Genomic DNA, 16,617 nt, shown 5'->3' with positions numbered 1-16,617 from the left:
AAAACAATTCCGCATGAATGGGGCGACTATGCCGCGTCTGGTTTGGGCGGTGGTGAGGACGGCGGCGGATGCAGGACGTGCAACACGTCGGTGGCCCAGGTCACCAGCCCACAACCCAGACTGCATCATTGGTCCAGATGTCTGCCCCGGTCAGCAAGGCCACGGCCACCAGTTCCCAGTCGTCAGGATCGCGGGGAATCCGTAGCCGGGCTTCCTGCTCGTAGGGGCGCAGGAGGGCAGTGGAGATGACGGTGGTTTGCTCAGCCACGATTCGCAGGGCCAGGGCCAGATTGGCCTGTATTCTTGGCCCAACGGCACCCCCGGCAATCATTCGAGTGGCCCGGCGCGGCAATTCATAATGGGTCTCACTGAGAACCCGCTCACTGAGAAAATAGGTGTGCGGTGCTTGCAGCATGTAGTCGCGTCCCCTGGTTCTCAACAACTCACCTACCAGGGTGTTGGTATCCACGGCCAGTCTCACGGGTCCAGCGGCGTCCGCAGCTCTTCTTCAATCAATTGAGCCAACTCTTCCTCCGACAGCCCAGTCTCTTCTCGCAGTTCCTTGAGCGAGTCGGCCAGCTCCGCCATCAACCGCGCTTCCTTTTCACGGTCACGCTGCTTGATGGGAATGTAAATGCCCACCGGCTGCCCATGCCGCTCAATCACGATGGCCTGCCCTGCACGGATCACACGCGGGATGTCCTGTCGGTACTGCCGCACGCCCATACGGGTCAGGCTGCCGGGAAATTTGGCAATTTTGGGAGAGTCAGTCATGTGGGGCCTCCTCTTCAGAGTGTACGCGATGTGTACACAAAGAAGCAGTGGCGATTGACTTCTGGCCTTCAGACGCTTCCTAGCCCTGCATGTATAAAAACGCCTCTGGCAGCGCCTCGCGCCACGTCACCCAGTTATGGCCGCTGGGGTATTCGCGGTACTGGTGCGGCAGGGCCAGATCCGCGAACAGGCCCGCCATGCGGCGATTTGGCCCGGTCAGCCATTCCAGCACCCCGGTATCCAGACTGGTTTTCAGGTGCGTGGGCGGAGTCTGGCGCAACTCCTCCAGCAGCCATTCCCCAGCCCCGGTGGTGTCAATCACGCCTGCTGGGTCCTTTGCCCCAGGTCTGGCGATGAAGGCTCCGCTGTGGCTCACGACGCGGCTGAACAGTTCCGGGTGCTGCCCCCCCAGATACAGCGAGATCAGCCCGCCCAGGCTCGCGCCCCACAGACCACGCGCCTGAACCGTGACCAGTTCGCCCTCCACACGCGGAAAAACCTCCTGCGTCAGAAAGTCCAGGTAACGGTCATTGAGGTAATACTCTTCGTTGCGGTCCCCTGGCTCCACGAACACCAGCGCTGCGCCCGCTGCCAGCCCCGCCTCCACCGCGCGGTCCATCACCTCGCCCAGTTTGCCGGTGCGGTAGAAGGCCACGCCGTCCTGCACGTAATACACCGGAATCGGCGTACCAGCCGTGTAGCCGTGCGGGGTGTAGACGATGGCGCGGCGGGTGCCGGGAAAGACGGTGCCCTCCCAGGTCAGGCGCTGGGCGGTCCCCTTCCGCGTGGCTTCCGGGGCCAGCCACAGCGGATGGCGCGCGTACTCGCCCACCACCGCCGCGCGCGGGTAGGGCCACCACGGATTCAGGGATTTCTGGGCATTGTCGGGGTCCGCAAACGCCACGCCCGCCGCGTCCAGCCAGGCGTATTCCACCCACGCGCCGCGCGGCAGGCTCAGGGTGATGGGCTGCCCCGCTAGCACGGGCAAAGGCTCCTGCTTGCGCCAGTCGGTAAAATCCCCCACCAGGGCCACTGCGCCGGGTGGGGGGCTGAAGGTCACGAGTTGCCCGGAGACGGAGACGGCCATAGGGGGGATTCTACGGTCCAGCCGCCAGGATCAGTCCTTCCACACGGTCTGGGTAAACGTTGATTACGCCGCACTCTGGCAATCTGGCCTCCACGGTCTGCCAGTGCGCTTCCAGAAAAAGCCGCATGTCCCGCGCCCGCAGGTTGCCGCAGTGGAGGCGCACCACCCAGGGCGGCGGGTGCCCTTGCAGCAGGGCCATGTCGGTAAAATCAGCATCTTTGGTCACCAGAACAAGACGTTCGGCGCGGGCGTATTCCCAGAGGGCCAGATCGGTGGGTTGATCGCCCAGTTCGCGTGCATGGACGACTCTCCATTCTTCGGCGAATCCCAGGCGCAGACGCGGCGAGAGGTTCTCGTCAAGCAGATACCCGTGCGGGTTCAAGCCATGCGGTCCACGGCAAAGCGGTGGCCCATCACCTGCGAGGAGTACGTCAGGCACGCCAGCACGTCCTCGCGGGTCAGGACTGGGTATTCCTCCAGCACGTCCTCAATACTGTCGCCCGCCGCCAGAAATTCCACGATGGTCTGCGCCGTGATCCGGGTGCCGCGCACCACTGGGCGGCCATTGCAGACCATTGGGTCAATCATGATGCGCTGGGACATGGCCTCAGTCTACCGCGCCTGAAAAGCCGCCGCCCGCGCCGCTGCCCCACGCGCCAGCTCCCGCTCCGGCCCCTCCGTCCAGCGAATCAGCGCCACCGCGCGGCAGTAAGCACTCAGAGCTGCAAAACCTTTCACTTGAACGTTGCCCTCTTCCAGCCCCGCCAGCACGCCGTAGGCCCTGGTCCACTCCGCATCGGCCCAGGCATCCCGCGCCCGGCTGAGAAAGACGTTTTCGCTGGGCAGCGGCGTTCCGGCCACCAGCAGCGCCACTTTGCCCAGCGAGAACGTCAGGAGCAGGCAGGCATAGGCCACCTTCGCGTCGTCGCCGCTGTGCAGGCCGCCCATGACCTTGTGCAGTTCCTCGGCGTTGTCGGCCAGCAGTTCGGCAGCCCGCGCGTCGGCTCTGGCGGCCAGATCGGCCCATTGCACGGCCCGCGCCCGCGCTTGTAGATCAGCAAAAATGCCGTGCGGATCGTGCAGCGGCTGACCCGTTTGCAGCGAGACGAGGTTCCACAACGCCGTTTCCGGTTCCGCGAAAGCCCTGGCCCGCTGCGCGGCGGTGGAGCGTTCAATGCTGAGCAGCACGCCATCGCGGTAGCTCACGGTGTTACGAACGAAGCTGTCGGAGGCCACCAGCACGCTGATGTCCAGATCGCTGAACCCGTCCGCCGTGCCGCGCGCCACGCTGCCAGTCAGGAAGATGGCCTGTATGCCTTGCTCCTGCTGGAGTTCGGGCAGGACCCCGCTTAGCACCGTTTCAAAAGACATGACCAGAGCTTGACATGCTGCCCTCTTCCCGACATGGGCCAAAAAGCTCAGCGCCGCCCCTAGGCTGGAAGGCGGCGCTGAAATGTTGAGTGGGTTATCCGGGCTGCTCGGTCCGCTCCGGCGAGTTGCCTGCCGAGTAGCCCCGGTATTCCTCGCGCAGTTCGCGCTTCAGGAACTTGCCAGTTGCGCCGATGGGAATGCTGTCGGTCAGCACGGTGGCGTCGGGCAGCCAGAACTTGGCGAAATGAGGTTCCAGCAATTCAATCAACTGCTGATGGGTCACGCTCTGACCGGGGCGCGGGACCACCACCGCCAGCGGGCGCTCGTCCCACTTGGGATCGTCCATCGCAATGACGGCGCACTGCGCCACGGCGGGGTGCGCCATGATGGCGTTTTCCAGGTCCACGCTGCTGATCCACTCGCCGCCCGACTTGATCAGGTCCTTGCTGCGGTCCTGGATGTGCATGTAGCCGCGCTCGTCCAGCGTGGAGATGTCCCCGGTGTCAAACCACAGCTCGCCGTCCAGCTCAAAGAAGTTGTCCTGGCCCGCGCCCTTGTAGTAGCTGTTGGCCACCCACGGGCCGCGCGCGATCAGGTTGCCCATCGTCTTGCCGTCGTGGGGCAGACGTTTGCGCCCCGCGTCCACGATATCCAGCGTGATCAGCGGCACGGTGCGGCCCTGCTTGGCACGCAGCTTGAAGCCCTCGTCGCTGTTGGCGTCCACATCGAAGGGCAGGCTGCTGGCCGTGCCCAGCGGGTGCGTTTCGGTCATGCCCCAGGCTTGCAGCATGGTCAGGTCATGGCGCGTCTGGAAGGCGCGGATCATGGATTCCGGCGCGGCGCTGCCGCCCACGATCAGGCGTTCCAGCCCCGCCAGTTTGTACGGCTCTCCAGCCTCTTTCGCGCGGTCCAGCTCGCCTAGCAGGCCCATCCAGATGGTGGGCACGCCCGCCGTGACGGTCACTCCCTCATCCTGAAGCAGCGTGGCGATGCTCTTACCGTCGCTGAAGACCCCGGCGAAGACCTGTTTCGCGCCGTACATGGCGCAGGTGTAGGGCAGGCCCCAGGCGTTGACGTGGAACATCGGCACGATGGGCAGCACGCTGTCGGCCTCGCCCACGTTCAGGGCGTCCTTGGGGGCGCTGACCAGCGAGTGCAGCACGGTGGAGCGGTGCGTGTAGACCACGCCCTTGGGGTTCCCCGTGGTGCCGGAGGTGTAGCACATGGCCGCCGCGTCGTTCTCGTCCAGGCGCGGGTAACGGGGCAACGGCTCTGCCTCCGTCACGAAGGTGTCGTAGTCCTGCACGCCGGGCATCGCCTGCGGCAGCGGCCCCATCACGATGACGTGTTCCAGTTTGGGGCAGGCATCTTTCAGGGCCGGGATCATGGCCGCGAAGACGTTCTCGATCATCAGTACGCGGTCCTCGGCATCGTTCAGGATCCAGGCCACCTGTTCGGGGTGCAGCCGGATGTTGACGGTGTGCAGCACCAGACCCGCGCTGGGCACGCCCAGATACGCCTCCAGATGCCGGAAGGAGTTGACGGCCAGCGTCGCCACCCGGTCTCCCTTCTGCAAGCCCAGGCCCAGCAGACCGTTCGCTAGGCGCAGGGAGCGGTCCGCCACCTCGCCGTAACTGATGCGGTGCTTCTTGGCAACCGGATTGCCCGCCTCGTCGCGGCCCGCCGCCAGCAGACTGACCACCTCACGGGTTTTGTACTGCCCGCGAATCCGCTCCAGAATGGTGGGAACCGTCAGTTGAACGTCCATCATGTTGCCTTGCATAGTCGTGCCTCCGTGGAGAGTTGGAAAAAAGAAGAAAAACGGCGGCGGCGTCTGGCGGCCACCCGGTCTGGAATCTTTGATGTTTGGGCCGAGTATAGAGATTGCCGGGCGCGGGAGACGTATTTTCGCGTGCGTTCTTCTGGCAGGCAGGCGTAGAGAGACGAAAAAACCCGCCACAGACGGCGGGCTTGCTGCCTGGAGGGCTTATCGGCGCGGCCTGTCATGCCGCTCCCTCTCCGGCACAGGCGGCTTCGCATGCGCCCCACCCCGCAGCGGACGTGGCCCGGCGGGGACCAGCACACCCACGCCGTCATCCTGATCGTCACGCGGCGGAGTGGGGCTTTGCGTGTCCCGGCGAAACACCCCTGAAAGCCAGCGCAGCAGATTCATGCCCCAGCGTGCGCGTGGGTGGGGCCACCATTCAAGACTGAAAATCACGATTTGCGTATGCTGCGCCCATGCCCGCCACCCTGGATCATCTGGTCATCGCCGCCCGCACCTTGCCGGAGGGCCGCGCGTGGCTCGAAGGCCGTCTGGACCTGCCCATGCAGGACGGCGGAAAACACGAGAATTTCGGCACCCATAACGCGCTGCTCTCGCTGGGGCCAGACCTGTATCTGGAAGTGATCGCCATCGACCCGGACGCCCCCGCCCCCACTCGCCCGCGCTGGTTCGGGCTGGACACGCCGGAGCTGAAAGAGCGCCTGAAGGACGGCCCCGCGCTGATCCACTGGGTGGCGGCGGTGGAAACGCTGACGCCTGGGCCGGAGGTGCTGGAACTCAGGCGCGGCGAGAACCGCTGGGCGCTGACTGTGCCTGAAGACGGCGGGCTACCGATGCACGGCGTTGCTCCCTCCCGCATCGTGTGGCACACGCCCCCGCCCCCCACACGGTTGACCGATGTGGGCGTGCGGCTGGGAAAGTTGCGACTGGGCACGCCCAAGCCCGACACCCTGCGCGCCGTTCTGGATGCCCTTGATTTCGTGGGCGAGGTGGAGGTCTACGAAGCCCCGCAGGCCGAACTGCGCGCGGTGCTGGAAACGCCGAATGGACTGGTAACTCTGGGCGAGTGGTGAGGCGAGAAACTTATCCTCGTTTTTGCCCAGCCGCCTTCCCTGGCCTGCGCCCATGCAGCAGCGCCGCCGCCAGCAAACCCGCCAGAAAACCGAACAGGTGCGACTCCCAGGACACCGCCGGATTGCCCGGCAGCACGCCCCAGATGATGCTGCCGTACAGCACGGCGGCCACCACCGCCACGCCAATCGCGGCGGGGGTGCGCTCCCACCAGCCCACGCCCAGCAGATAGGCCAGATAGCCGAAGATCAGTTCGCTGGCCCCCAGATGCACGCTGCCGCCGCGCCCCAGCAGCCACACCAGCCCGCCGCCCACCACCGCCACCACCAGCGTGACCGCCAGAAAGCGCCCCACGCCGCGCACCGCGCTCATGAAGGCCAGGACCGCCAGTGGCACGGTGTTGGCGATCAGGTGTGGAAAGCCGTAGTGCAGGAACGGCGCGGTCAGCACATGCCAGAAGGTGCCGGGCACGCGCGGCTCGATGCCGTAATAGTCCAGCCGCCCGCCGAAGCCGAACAGATCGACGATTTCCTGCACCCAGATCAGCGCGATCAGTGCGGCAGTGGTCCACAGCGCGGGGCCGATCTGCGGACGCCCCGGCGCAAGCGGGGACTTCCTGGGGCGAACCGGGGGCGGGGACGGTCTCATCCCCCCAGTCTGCGGGACGGGCGCATGAGGTGCGGTGGAGCGGAATCGGCAAACAGATTTTGCTGGCCCAATCCCTGGGCTGTCAGGTGGCGGCAAGAGCGAATTGACTATCCTGGGGCAGCATGGACCCGCAAGCCGCCCTTCACCTGCCGAGCCGTGACCCCTACGGCGAGACGGTCCGGCGGCGGCTGTACATCGGCGCGGTGGTCTGCGGCATGGCGCTGCTGCTGTTCGGCGTCGTCATGCAACGAACGCTGAATCTGCCCGAGCCGTACCTGCAATACGTCGCCCCGTCGCTGCTGGGGCTGAGTGCCCTGAACCTGTGGTGGCTGCTGTCAGGCCGGGCGCTGATCGTCGCCGAGGTGGCCTCCGTCGTGGTGCTGGCCGCCGCGAGCATGGCCCACATCGTGCTGGTCAGTCTGGGTGCCGCCGCGCTGCCGGGGGCCTATCCCAACAGCGGGCCGTACTGGGCCGTGATCAGTGTCTGCGTGCTGGCCTTTCTGGCCCTGCCGCCGCGCCGCGCCACTCCCTTCAACCTGACCTATCTGTCCTTCTGCCTGCTGCTGCCGTGGCTGCTGCCCACCACCTATGCCGCATCCTCCGCTTCCGGGCTGGTGCGGGTGCAGCTCAATGCCCTGCTGGTGTTTCTGCTGGTGTGGGGTCTGTCGTGGTTCCGCACCCAGTACGCCAGCCAGACCCAGAGCCAGGAACTGCTGCGCCGGATGGCTTTCACGGACGCCCTGACTGGCCTGCCCAACCGCCACGCCGTCTACCCGGCTGTCGAGGCCCTGCTCCGGGACGCGGCGCAGGGGCAGGCCGGTTCGCTGTTTCTGATCGATCTGGACCACTTCAAGCGCATCAATGACCGCCACGGCCACGGCGTCGGCGACGAGGTGCTGGTGGCGGCGGCGCAGGTGCTGCGAAACTGCGCCACTGAAAAAGGTTCGCCGCCGCCCACGGTGGGCCGCTGGGGAGGCGAGGAATTTATCGTGGTGATGCCGGGCACGCCACCCGAGCGTGCCGGGGTCCGCGCCGAACGACTGCTGGCCGAATTCCGCGCCTGGAACTGGCCGCAGCACCTTGGGGTGACGGCCAGCATCGGCTCCAGCAGTGTCCGGGTGGGCGAGGACTTCAGCGGGTTGCTGGCGCGCGCCGATGCCGCCCTGTACGCCGCCAAGTCCTCGGGCCGGGACCGGGCCGTCGTGCGGGGTGAGGCGGAACTGGAGGAGTCCGCCCTCTGCTGATGCGGGGTGGCTAGGGCTGGCCCAGACGGTCCCGGACGTACTGGACCATCTCTGCCAGATTGATCTCCTGAACCTCGCCCCCACGCCGCTCCCTGACTTCCGCCCGGCCCCCGGCCACTCCGCGCCCCAGCGTTACGCGCCAGGGAATGCCAGTCAGGTCCGCGTCGGCGAATTTGACGCCTGCCCGGAGGGGACGGTCATCGAGCAGGGCGTCTATGCCAGCGGCCCGGAGTTCGGCGTAAAGGGTTTCGGCGGCCTCGACCTGGGCGGCGTCTTTCATGTCCACCACGGTCAGGATGACCTCGTGCGGGGCGATGACAGCGGGCCAGACCAGACCACGTTCGTCTGCACATTGCTCGGCCAGCGCCGCCGCCAGCCGGGTCACGCCCAGGCCGTAGCAGCCCATCGTGGGCGTCTGCGAGCTGCCATCCGCCGTCGCGTAGGTCATCCCCAGCGCCCCCGTGTAGCGTGTGCCGAGCTGAAAGATGTGGCCTACCTCGATGCCTCGCGCCGACAGCAGTGGCTGGGCCGGATCGTGGGTGGACACCTCGCCCGCCTGGGCCTGCCGCAGATCGGCGACTTCGGGGAGTGGGAAGTGCTGGTCCCAGTTCGCGCCCACCATATGCCAGTCGGTCTCGTTCGCGCCCGTGGTGAAGTTCCGCAACCCCGCCGCTGCCTCGTCGCACAGGCGCAGGAATGGGCCGTCTGCGCTGTCCGGCAAATCAGGGGCGATGTAGCCGAGCGGCAGACTGGTGGCCCACTTCTCTGTATCGGCCACCTCCAGCGCGGTCAGCGTTCCCTCCACCCGCGCGGACACGGTGTTCCACAGCTTGACCGCGTTGACGCTGTGATCGCCGCGCAGGCTGACCAGGATGGGCCGGGTGGAGGTCTGATCGCCGTTCAGATACTCGGCCTCATACAGCACGTTTTTAATCATGTGTGCGGGTTCGCAGTCCAGCACGGCGCAGGCGCTCGCCACCGTGGGCGTGCCGGGCGTCTGGCGGCGCTCGAAAGTCGTGAACGGACTGGCCGGGGCCGGGTGGGCGTGCGAGACGGCCTGTTCGGCATTGGCCGCGTACAGGCCGTCGGCGGTATACAGCACCTCGTCTTCCCCCACATCGGACAGCATCAGGTATTCGCGGCTCCCGGTCCCACCGATCATTCCGCTGTCGGCCTGCGCCGCGCGCCAGTCCGCGCCCAGCCGGGTCAGGATGCGGGCGTAGGCGTCGCCCATGACCTCGAAGGTCCGGGCCAGATCCTCGGACGTGGCGTGGAAGCTGTAGGCATCCTTCATGACAAATTCGCGCGTCCGCAGCAATCCGGCGCGGGGCCGCAGCTCGTCGCGGAACTTGCGCCCGATCTGGTAGATGCTCAGGGGAAGATCGCGGTAACTGCCCACCAGCTCGCGGGCCACGGCCACGGCGGCTTCCTCGTGGGTGGGGGCCAGCGCCAGTTCACGTCCTGCACGGTCTGTTACGGCGAACATGATCTGCTCGGCGCGGGTGTAGGCGTCCCAGCGCCCGGACTGCCGCCACAGCGCGGCGGGTTGCAGCAGCGGAAAGCTGACCTCCTGCGCCGCGACTTCCAGCTCATGGCGAATAAGTGCTTCCAGCCTGTGCAGCACGCGGGTCATGGGCGGCAGCATGGCGTACAGGCCGCTGCCCAGTTGACGGATAAATCCGGCGCGCAGCAGCATTTCCGTGCCGCGCGTGTCCGCCACGGACGGCGTTTCCCGCCGCGTGACGAAGGAGCCTTGCGATAGGCGCATTTGTGTTCTCCCTTCTGAATTGTAAAAACGACGGATCAGGCGCGACAGATGCGCGCACTCGGCAAAAATGACGTCTTTACACCCCAGAGGGCGGCGGGCGCACGGGCAGGCCCGCACCAACACGCAGCAGGTCACTGGACCGCTGCATGTGGGGGATCGTCTGCTCGCTCATGGGCCAAAGGGTACAGGCCGGGGAAGGGGCGGGTCAAGTGGGTTTAGTCGCCCAGCGCCTGTGCCGCCAGCGCACTGAATTTCTGCAACTCCTTGCTTCTGGGAAAGGCGTCCAGCGCGCGTCCGGTGATTTGCAGCGTTTTGGTGTACCAGCCCGCCTGCGTCCACGCCTCGAAGGCTTCCTGGCGGTACAGGTAATAGATGGTCGGCACGCCCAGATTCACGGCCTGATCAAACTGGTAGGCCGCCTTCTCGGCGTCGCCCAGGCGCAGGGTGGCTTTCGCCAGCCCCCACCACGCGTAGGGATCGCCGGGCCGCGCCTTCACCGCCTGCTCGCCCGTTCGCCGGGCATTTTGCCAGTTGGCTGTGGCGTTGAAGTCGTCGCCCATCGCCGCCCGCACCTCGGCCTCTCTGGCAGGGGGGTAGGCCACCAGATACTCGCCGTTGTAAAAGCGCCACAGCTCGGTCATCTCCGCGCTGCTCAGGCGCAGGGACGGGCCGCGCAGAGGATCGCTCAGGAGAAACGAGCCGCCGCTGTACCCGTACACTGTGCGGAAGTGCGCCACATTGCTGCCGGGTTTCAGGCGTTGCTGCACCACCACAGGGAACCCACGCGACACCAGTTCACGCAGCACTTCGGGAGTGCCCGCGTAGCGGATGACACTTCGCAGGCCGAATCTCCCCAGGTAGGCCGCCAGTTCCAGACTGCTGACCTGCGGATCGCCGGGATAATCCTTCATGGCTGTTGCCGCCGCCGTCTGCGTGACGCGCGTGCCGTAATAACCCAGCACGGTCAGGGCGGTGACGGGCGCACAGTTGTCCGGCCCCTGGTACTCGTGCCTGATGTTTTTGAGACTGGCGTTGGCTGGGGCGGCGGCGGCGCTGGCGTTCAGGATCAGGCCCGCCAGGAGCAGCAGGCGAAAGGTCATCGACATACTCCAGTGTGGTGGAAGACCGTACCAGACGGGTGTTTCATCAGATGAGCGGACTTTATTCAATATTGAGCGATGCTTGCGAATCGACTGAACGTATGCCGCGTCTCCCACACAGCTATGGGCCGGAAGCCCACGCTTCCGGCCCAAGCTCCAGACAGGTTGGTTTACGCTTTCAGGTACTTGTCGAACCACGCCAGCGTCTGTGCCCAGGCGTCGTCGGCTGCGGCCTTGACATAACTGCCGCCCGTGTCGTTGTTGAAGGCGTGGCCCGCGCCGTCATAAATCTTGGTGGCGTGGGTGGTGCCTGCCGCCTTGAGTGCCGTTTCCAGGGCGGGAATCCCAGCGTTGATGCGGGTGTCGGTGCCGCCGTAGATGCCCAGTACGGCGGCCTTGATGTCCGGCACCTTCGCGGCGTCGGGGGCAGGACCGTAAAAGGGCACGGCAGCCACCAGTTCCGGCGCTTCGGTGGCCAGCCGCCAGGTCAGGCCGCCGCCAAAGCAGAAGCCCACCGCGCCAATCTTCTGCACGCCCGGCTGCGTCTTGAGAACGGCCAGCGCCGCTTGCAGATTCGCCACATGCTCGTCGCCAGAGGTCTGTGCCAGATAGCTGGAAATCTGCGCGGTGTCGATGTACTGCTGGGTGCCGCCAATTTTAGACACCAGATCCGGGGCCATCGCGATATATCCGGCCTTCGCCAGTCGGCGCGCGACGTCCTGAATGTGCGGCTGCAACCCCTTGTTCTCGTGGATGACGATGACGCCGGGTGCGGGAGCATTGCCCGCCGGGCGGGCCAGATACGCTAGGTTGGTAAAGCCGTTGGCTTCATAGGTCACGGGTTTGACCGAGATGGCCGGGTCACGCGGGTCCACCATGCCCGCACCCTTGGCCGGGTCAGGCTGGGGCGGCGCAGTCTGGGCGCTCGCCAGCTCGGCGGAAGTGATTTCCGCGATGCCCAGCGAGGTCAGCAGCACCCGCGCGCCCACCACGCCGCCGCCCAGCAGGGTCATGCGGCGCAGGAACTCGCGGCGCTGCAACTCGCCCTCGTGGTAGTCCTCTGCAAATTCCTCGACAACGTAACGGAACAGGTCCTGACGGTCTTGTGCCATAGGGGTCAACCTCCTGAAAGGGGGCGGGCCGCAGCCCTGGGCGGGGGTAAAAGAACGCCCTCAGTCCATACCAGACAGACGGGGGGCGAAAAGCCGTGATGTTAAACGATCTGACCTGAAGTTAACATGTCGGACCAGCCTCGATCTGTGTGCGGCGCTCAGATTTCAGGGTTCAGGTGATTGGGGCGCACCGTGGCGCTCATCTGTCATGCAACGAAAAGCCCCTCTCCGCTGTGGAAAGGGGTTTGGAATGCGGGGTTGTCTTAAACTCGCTGCTTTTCTTTCAATGCACCATGTTCCTGCAAATACTCCGCGATCTGCACGGCGTTCAGGGCTGCGCCCTTGAGCAGTTGATCCCCGGCCACGAACAGGTCGATGCCGCCGTCGAACACCAGACTGGCGCGGATGCGGCCCACTTCCACGTCGTATTTGCCGCTGGCGGTTAGAGGCATCGGGTACAGCCCTTCCCCTGGGTTGTCGCGCACTTCCACCCCGGCAGAGCGGGACAGCAGTTCGCGCACGGCGTCCGGGGTGGCGGGCCGCTCCAGTTCCAGCGTGATCGCCTCGCTGTGCGTCCGCAGGGTGGGAATCCGCACCGCCGTGCAACTGATCTTCAAAGACTCGTCCCCGATGATCTTGCGGGTTTCCCAGGCCACCTTCATCTCTTCCTTGGTGTAGCCGTTGTCCTGAAAGGCGTCGATGTGCGGAATCACGTTGAAGGGAATCGGGTGCGCGAAAACGTCGTTTGAGGCAGTCTGGCCGTCCAGCGACACGCGGGTCTGCTCCAGCAGTTCGTCCATGCCCTTCTGGCCCGCTCCGCTGGTGGCCTGATAGGTAGAGACAATCATGCGCTTGACGCCGTACTCGCGGTGGATGGGAGCCACGGCCAGCACGGCGACGGCGGTGGTGCAGTTCGGGTTGGCGATGATGCCTTTGTGGTGCAGCGCGGCCTCGCCGTTCACTTCCGGCACCACCAGCGGCACCTGCGGGTCATAGCGGAAGGCGCTGGAATTGTCGATCACCACTGCGCCCCCGGCCACCCACGCTGGGGCCTTTTCCTTGCTGATCGCGCCGCCTGCCGAGGCCAGGATCACGTCGGCGTCAATTGCGCCTTCCGGGGTGGCCTGCACGGTCAGTTCCTGGCCCTTGAAGGTCAGTTTGCTGCCTGCCGAACGCGGTGAGGCGAACAGCAGCAGTTCGTCAAACTTCAGGCTGCTCTTTTCCAGCACGCTCATCAACTCGTGTCCGACGGCTCCGGTGGCTCCCACAATGGCTACGCGCATAAACATTCTCCCTGGAAATAAAAAATCCGCCACGCGGTCTGCGGGCGGCTGAGTGAAGTCAGGCCGCCGCTACGGAGTCATCGTGGTGAAAACGGCGCGGCTCATAGACGCAAGGTAGAGGCTGAGGGCGGACGGGTCAAGCGGGCTGGCTAGGCCGGAGTAGGGGTCCGGGTAGAGGCGGCAGCGCTGTTCTCCTCTGTGCGGTGAGTAGATGCGAGAATGAAGTTGCCGAAGTCTCTCCGTTACAGGCCCATTTAGCTCACTCTCCCACCCATGACCCCCCTGCCCCCCTCCCTCGCCGCTGCCCAGACTGCCCGCGCTTTTGCAGAGGCGCTGGCGGAGTGCGCCTGTCAGGTCACGGCGGCGCACGGCGTTCAGGTCTGGGTGGCCGAGGGGGCCGGACGCCTGGAACCCCTGGCGCAGGAGGGACGCGGCCTGGGCCTCAGCGACGGTGCGCTGGCCCGGCGGGCGATGGATGATGGCAGCCTGCTAGAAGAAGGCATGCTGGTCTGCCTGCCCTTTGGCAGTTTCTCCCAGGGTGGGGGTGTGCTGGAATTTGTGGGAGCCAGTTCGGAAGGCGTGGCGGAACTCTCGGCGCTGGTGCCGCTGCTGACGCTGGCGCTGGAAGGCGTGCAAGCGCGCGAGGCCCGGCGCGGACGTGGGCGCGTGGCCGAAACGGTGGAAGCCCTGGTGCGCCGTCTGGCGGGCAGTCTGGATCTGGCCGAGGTGCTGACCCGCACGGCCCAGAGCGCGGCCCAGGCGCTGGGTTTTTCTCGCGCCTTCGTGGCCCTGTTCAACGAATTTGGCGAGGGTGGGGCCAGAACGGGCGACGTGTTCTCGCACGGCTTTGACGAGACGTTCACCGGGGGCATTGGTGTCGGCCCGGTCAGCCTGGAAACGCTGATCCGCCGGGGCGAGGCGATCCGCTTTGAACGCGCCAGGGACGCCGATTCACCGATGGCCCAGGGCCTCCTGGAATTGAACCCCGAAGCGGCGGTGATCGCTCCCCTGAGTGCGCGTGGGCAGCCGCTGGGCGTGCTGTACGTGGACAGCCGCAGACCCGGCGCAACCGCCACCGACGATGACGCGCGCCTGGTGCTGGCGCTGGCCGAGCAGGCATCTCTGGCGATTGACAACGCCCGCCTCTACGGCATAGAAACCCGCAAACGCGAGGCCGCCGAGGCGCTGCGCGAGGCCGGGGCGGCGCTGGCGGGCAGTTTGCACTTGGGAGACACCCTCGCACGCGTGATGGAGCGGGCCATGTCCCTGTTCCGCGCCGACGCCGCCGCCATCTACGAGGCACAGCCGGACGGGCGCACCCTGAGCATCCGCAGCGCCGTGGGCCTGCCCAGCGAATACGTGTTGCGGGTGCGCGCCAAGATGGGTGCGGGCGTGACCGGACGGGCGGCCCAGCGACGCGAACCGGTGGCCGCGCACGATCTGGCGAACGCCAATTCCGGCGGTGGCAGCCGCTATACCCGCCAGTTGCTGGCCCAGAACCGCTACCCGTACAAGGGCGTGCTGGGCCTGCCGCTGATCACCCGCGCCGGGGTTTTTGGCACCCTGACGCTGTACTGGGAGGCCCCATTGCCACTGGACGACGACGATCTGGCGCTGGCTGGGGTCTTCGCCGCGCAGGCATCCCTGGCCGTGGAAAATGCCCGCCTGTACGAGGAAGAACTGCGCCGCGAACGCGAGGCCGCCGTGCTGCTGAACGTGGGCCGCGTGCTGGGCGAGAGTCAGGACGACGCCGCGCTGGCCGGGGCCGTGCGCCTGACCACCCTGGCCCTGAACGCCGGACGCGGTCTGATCGCCCTGACCGACGATGCGGGCGAGGTGCTGCGTTGCGCCACGTTCAACCTGTATCCGCCCACACCGGAAGAACTGGCCTCGTTGAAAGCCCAACTGGGACGTGGCCCCCGCCCCCTGCCCCGCCGCGCGTGTCTGCCCGTGGCGGGTAGCGGGCTGATCGTTCCGCTGGGCGACGAGGCCCACCCGCTGGGCTTTCTGTACGCCGACGATCCCGGCCCGGAAGCTCCCGGCGATCACGTTCTGCAACTGGCCCGCAGCGTGGCCGATCAGATGGCCCAGACGCTGATCCGTGTGCGGCTGCTGTCTGCCCTGGAGCGTGAGGAAGCCCGTTACCGCCAACTGGCCGAGGGCGCACATGACCTGATCCTCAGCGCGGATGCGGGCGGGACCGTGACCTACGCCAACCCCGCCGCCTCCCGGTTGCTGGAACCGCTGACCGGGCCGCTGGTGGGAGAGAGGTTGCTCTCCTTGCCTACCCCGGCCACCCGTAACGCCCTGCGTGCCGCCTGGGACGCTGCCCGCACCCGCCTTTCGGGGGGCCGCGCCGAGATTCAGATTGGCCCGTACCGCCTGGAAGTCCGCCTGAGTGCGGTGGAGGCTGGCCCCGGTGAAACCCATTCCGGCGTGCTGCTCGTCGCCCGTGACCTGTCCGAACTCCAGACCCTGGCCGACGAGATCACCCGGCGCGGGCAGGCGCTGGAGGCCGCCACCTCCCGCCAGAGCGAATTGAGAACCTACCTCTCCCTGTTCACCCAGGCGCAGGAGGAGGAGCGCAAACGCATCAGCCGCGAGCTGCACGACGATACCGCGCAGGTGCTGACCGCCTCTGGCCGCCGCGTGGCCCGGCTGGCACGCGAGTTGAGCGGCGAGCAGCGCGAACGCGCCGACGATATTCTGGCCGATCTGAACGCCGCGCTGGACAGCGTGCGCCGCTTTGCCCGCAACCTGCGCCCCAGCGTGCTGGACGATCTGGGGCTGTTGCCCGCGCTGGAATGGCTGGCGGGGCAGGCCCAGACGCCCACCCGTCTGGAAGTCGGCGGCCATGACCGCCGCCTGAACGCGGCCACCGAGCTTACTATCTTCCGGCTGGCGCAGGAGGCGCTGAACAACGTGGACAAGCACGCCGGGGCGGGCAGCGCCGCCATCCGCGTCATTTTTGAGGAGGATGGCGTGAACGTGGTCATCAGCGACGACGGCCAGGGCTTCACGCCCCAGCAGGCCGAGGCCCGCGCCCAGGCCGGGCATTTGGGCCTCACGGGCCTGCGCGAGCGCGTTGCCCTGGCCGGGGGAGAATTGAACGTGGACAGTGGGCCGGGGCAGGGAACGGTGTTGAGGTTCAGTTTGCCGGGATAGGGCTAAGCAGGCCCGAGAGATGTTCAATTTAGTTACTTGTATTGATGCTTTTGCAGGATCATAGGTCAGCGCGCTGGCTACCCTTCAAAACGAGGAACGGCCAGACGACTAACGAACGGAAAGAAGAGAGCAGACTCGCGCCTGGAAGGGGAATTGCAGCAGGAGAAATTTCTTAGCGCAAGTTTCTGCGCGAACTCTGGGCCGATTC

Annotated in this window: 15 protein-coding genes; 3 read left to right on the top strand and 12 right to left on the bottom strand. The window is 66.3% G+C overall.

The features are described from left to right. Positions 1-100: 100 nt before the first annotated feature. The 7 genes from BOO71_RS08325 to BOO71_RS08295 all read right to left on the bottom strand — a co-directional run bounded on the left by BOO71_RS08325 (position 101) and on the right by BOO71_RS08295 (position 5,015). Positions 101-469: a PIN domain-containing protein gene (locus tag BOO71_RS08325; RefSeq protein ID WP_175607398.1), complete on the bottom strand. Its 369-nt coding sequence runs from the start codon at positions 467-469 to the stop codon at positions 101-103. An 8-nt stretch (positions 470-477) separates the two neighbouring features. Then, the gene (locus BOO71_RS08320; protein WP_075831478.1) at positions 478-774 is read right to left on the bottom strand and encodes a type II toxin-antitoxin system Phd/YefM family antitoxin; all 297 of its coding nucleotides are present in this window, start codon (positions 772-774) and stop codon (positions 478-480) included. A 79-nt stretch (positions 775-853) separates the two neighbouring features. Continuing rightward, complete coding sequence (locus BOO71_RS08315) at positions 854-1,861, bottom strand: alpha/beta hydrolase (protein ID WP_075831477.1); 1,008 nt, start codon at positions 1,859-1,861, stop codon at positions 854-856. 10 nt (positions 1,862-1,871) lie between these two features. Further along, positions 1,872-2,243 (bottom strand): DUF5615 family PIN-like protein, encoded by a 372-nt coding sequence (locus tag BOO71_RS08310; RefSeq protein ID WP_083653231.1) that lies wholly within the window; start codon positions 2,241-2,243, stop codon positions 1,872-1,874. Then, complete coding sequence (locus BOO71_RS08305; RefSeq protein ID WP_075831476.1) at positions 2,240-2,464, bottom strand: DUF433 domain-containing protein; 225 nt, start codon at positions 2,462-2,464, stop codon at positions 2,240-2,242. Before BOO71_RS08305 ends, BOO71_RS08310 begins: the two co-directional genes overlap by 4 nt. Before the next feature lie 9 nt (positions 2,465-2,473). Beyond that, a complete protein-coding gene (locus BOO71_RS08300; RefSeq protein WP_075831475.1) occupies positions 2,474-3,232 on the bottom strand; it encodes a nucleotidyltransferase domain-containing protein in 759 nt (252 codons plus the stop codon). A 94-nt stretch (positions 3,233-3,326) separates the two neighbouring features. Next, a complete protein-coding gene (locus BOO71_RS08295; RefSeq protein ID WP_075831474.1) occupies positions 3,327-5,015 on the bottom strand; it encodes a long-chain fatty acid--CoA ligase in 1,689 nt (562 codons plus the stop codon). Between the two features lie 458 nt (positions 5,016-5,473). Here BOO71_RS08295 and BOO71_RS08290 point away from each other — a divergent pair, with 458 nt between their 5' ends. Next, on the top strand, positions 5,474-6,091 hold the full coding sequence (locus BOO71_RS08290; protein ID WP_075831473.1) for a VOC family protein: 618 nt from the start codon (positions 5,474-5,476) through the stop codon (positions 6,089-6,091). Positions 6,092-6,101: 10 nt separating this feature from the next. On the opposite strand, the gene BOO71_RS08285 is transcribed toward BOO71_RS08290, so the two are convergent. Then, positions 6,102-6,737, bottom strand: a complete 636-nt coding sequence (locus tag BOO71_RS08285) for a rhomboid family intramembrane serine protease (protein ID WP_083653229.1) — start codon at positions 6,735-6,737, stop codon at positions 6,102-6,104. A 122-nt stretch (positions 6,738-6,859) separates the two neighbouring features. Here BOO71_RS08285 and BOO71_RS08280 point away from each other — a divergent pair, with 122 nt between their 5' ends. Continuing rightward, positions 6,860-7,981, top strand: coding sequence for a GGDEF domain-containing protein (locus BOO71_RS08280; RefSeq protein ID WP_075831472.1), 1,122 nt, complete (start codon positions 6,860-6,862; stop codon positions 7,979-7,981). A gap of 10 nt (positions 7,982-7,991) precedes the next feature. On the opposite strand, the gene BOO71_RS08275 is transcribed toward BOO71_RS08280, so the two are convergent. The 4 genes from BOO71_RS08275 to BOO71_RS08260 all read right to left on the bottom strand — a co-directional run bounded on the left by BOO71_RS08275 (position 7,992) and on the right by BOO71_RS08260 (position 13,244). Next, positions 7,992-9,749: a proline--tRNA ligase gene (locus BOO71_RS08275; protein WP_075831471.1), complete on the bottom strand. Its 1,758-nt coding sequence runs from the start codon at positions 9,747-9,749 to the stop codon at positions 7,992-7,994. Between the two features lie 215 nt (positions 9,750-9,964). Continuing rightward, entirely contained in the window at positions 9,965-10,855 is an 891-nt protein-coding gene (locus BOO71_RS08270; protein WP_083653227.1) for a C39 family peptidase, read from the bottom strand. A gap of 164 nt (positions 10,856-11,019) precedes the next feature. After that, on the bottom strand, positions 11,020-11,961 hold the full coding sequence (locus BOO71_RS08265; RefSeq protein ID WP_075831469.1) for a dienelactone hydrolase family protein: 942 nt from the start codon (positions 11,959-11,961) through the stop codon (positions 11,020-11,022). A gap of 263 nt (positions 11,962-12,224) precedes the next feature. Beyond that, entirely contained in the window at positions 12,225-13,244 is a 1,020-nt protein-coding gene (locus BOO71_RS08260) for an aspartate-semialdehyde dehydrogenase (RefSeq protein WP_075831468.1), read from the bottom strand. Positions 13,245-13,517: 273 nt separating this feature from the next. Here BOO71_RS08260 and BOO71_RS08255 point away from each other — a divergent pair, with 273 nt between their 5' ends. Then, positions 13,518-16,409: a GAF domain-containing protein gene (locus BOO71_RS08255; RefSeq protein ID WP_075831467.1), complete on the top strand. Its 2,892-nt coding sequence runs from the start codon at positions 13,518-13,520 to the stop codon at positions 16,407-16,409. Positions 16,410-16,617: the final 208 nt, after the last annotated feature.

This window comes from Deinococcus marmoris (assembly GCF_001949125.1).
GTDB classification, from domain to species: Bacteria; Deinococcota; Deinococci; order Deinococcales; family Deinococcaceae; genus Deinococcus; species Deinococcus marmoris_A.
The sequence above is the reverse complement of the archived record's forward strand: the minus strand, read 5'-3'. Positions and strand labels throughout refer to the sequence as shown.

Excerpts from the sequence above, each read along its gene's own strand:
- BOO71_RS08320 (WP_075831478.1), bottom strand. The coding sequence starts at position 774 with ATGACTGACTCTCCCAAAATTGCCAAATTTCCCGGCAGCCTGACCCGT.
- BOO71_RS08315 (WP_075831477.1), bottom strand. The coding sequence starts at position 1,861 with ATGGCCGTCTCCGTCTCCGGGCAACTCGTGACCTTCAGCCCCCCACCC.
- BOO71_RS08295 (WP_075831474.1), bottom strand. The coding sequence starts at position 5,015 with ATGCAAGGCAACATGATGGACGTTCAACTGACGGTTCCCACCATTCTG.
- BOO71_RS08270 (WP_083653227.1), bottom strand. The coding sequence starts at position 10,855 with ATGTCGATGACCTTTCGCCTGCTGCTCCTGGCGGGCCTGATCCTGAAC.
- BOO71_RS08260 (WP_075831468.1), bottom strand. The coding sequence starts at position 13,244 with ATGCGCGTAGCCATTGTGGGAGCCACCGGAGCCGTCGGACACGAGTTG.
- BOO71_RS08280 (WP_075831472.1), top strand. The coding sequence starts at position 6,860 with ATGGACCCGCAAGCCGCCCTTCACCTGCCGAGCCGTGACCCCTACGGC.
- BOO71_RS08265 (WP_075831469.1), bottom strand. The coding sequence starts at position 11,961 with ATGGCACAAGACCGTCAGGACCTGTTCCGTTACGTTGTCGAGGAATTT.
- BOO71_RS08305 (WP_075831476.1), bottom strand. The coding sequence starts at position 2,464 with ATGTCCCAGCGCATCATGATTGACCCAATGGTCTGCAATGGCCGCCCA.
- BOO71_RS08300 (WP_075831475.1), bottom strand. The coding sequence starts at position 3,232 with ATGTCTTTTGAAACGGTGCTAAGCGGGGTCCTGCCCGAACTCCAGCAG.
- BOO71_RS08255 (WP_075831467.1), top strand. The coding sequence starts at position 13,518 with ATGACCCCCCTGCCCCCCTCCCTCGCCGCTGCCCAGACTGCCCGCGCT.
- BOO71_RS08290 (WP_075831473.1), top strand. The coding sequence starts at position 5,474 with ATGCCCGCCACCCTGGATCATCTGGTCATCGCCGCCCGCACCTTGCCG.
- BOO71_RS08285 (WP_083653229.1), bottom strand. The coding sequence starts at position 6,737 with ATGAGACCGTCCCCGCCCCCGGTTCGCCCCAGGAAGTCCCCGCTTGCG.
- BOO71_RS08275 (WP_075831471.1), bottom strand. The coding sequence starts at position 9,749 with ATGCGCCTATCGCAAGGCTCCTTCGTCACGCGGCGGGAAACGCCGTCC.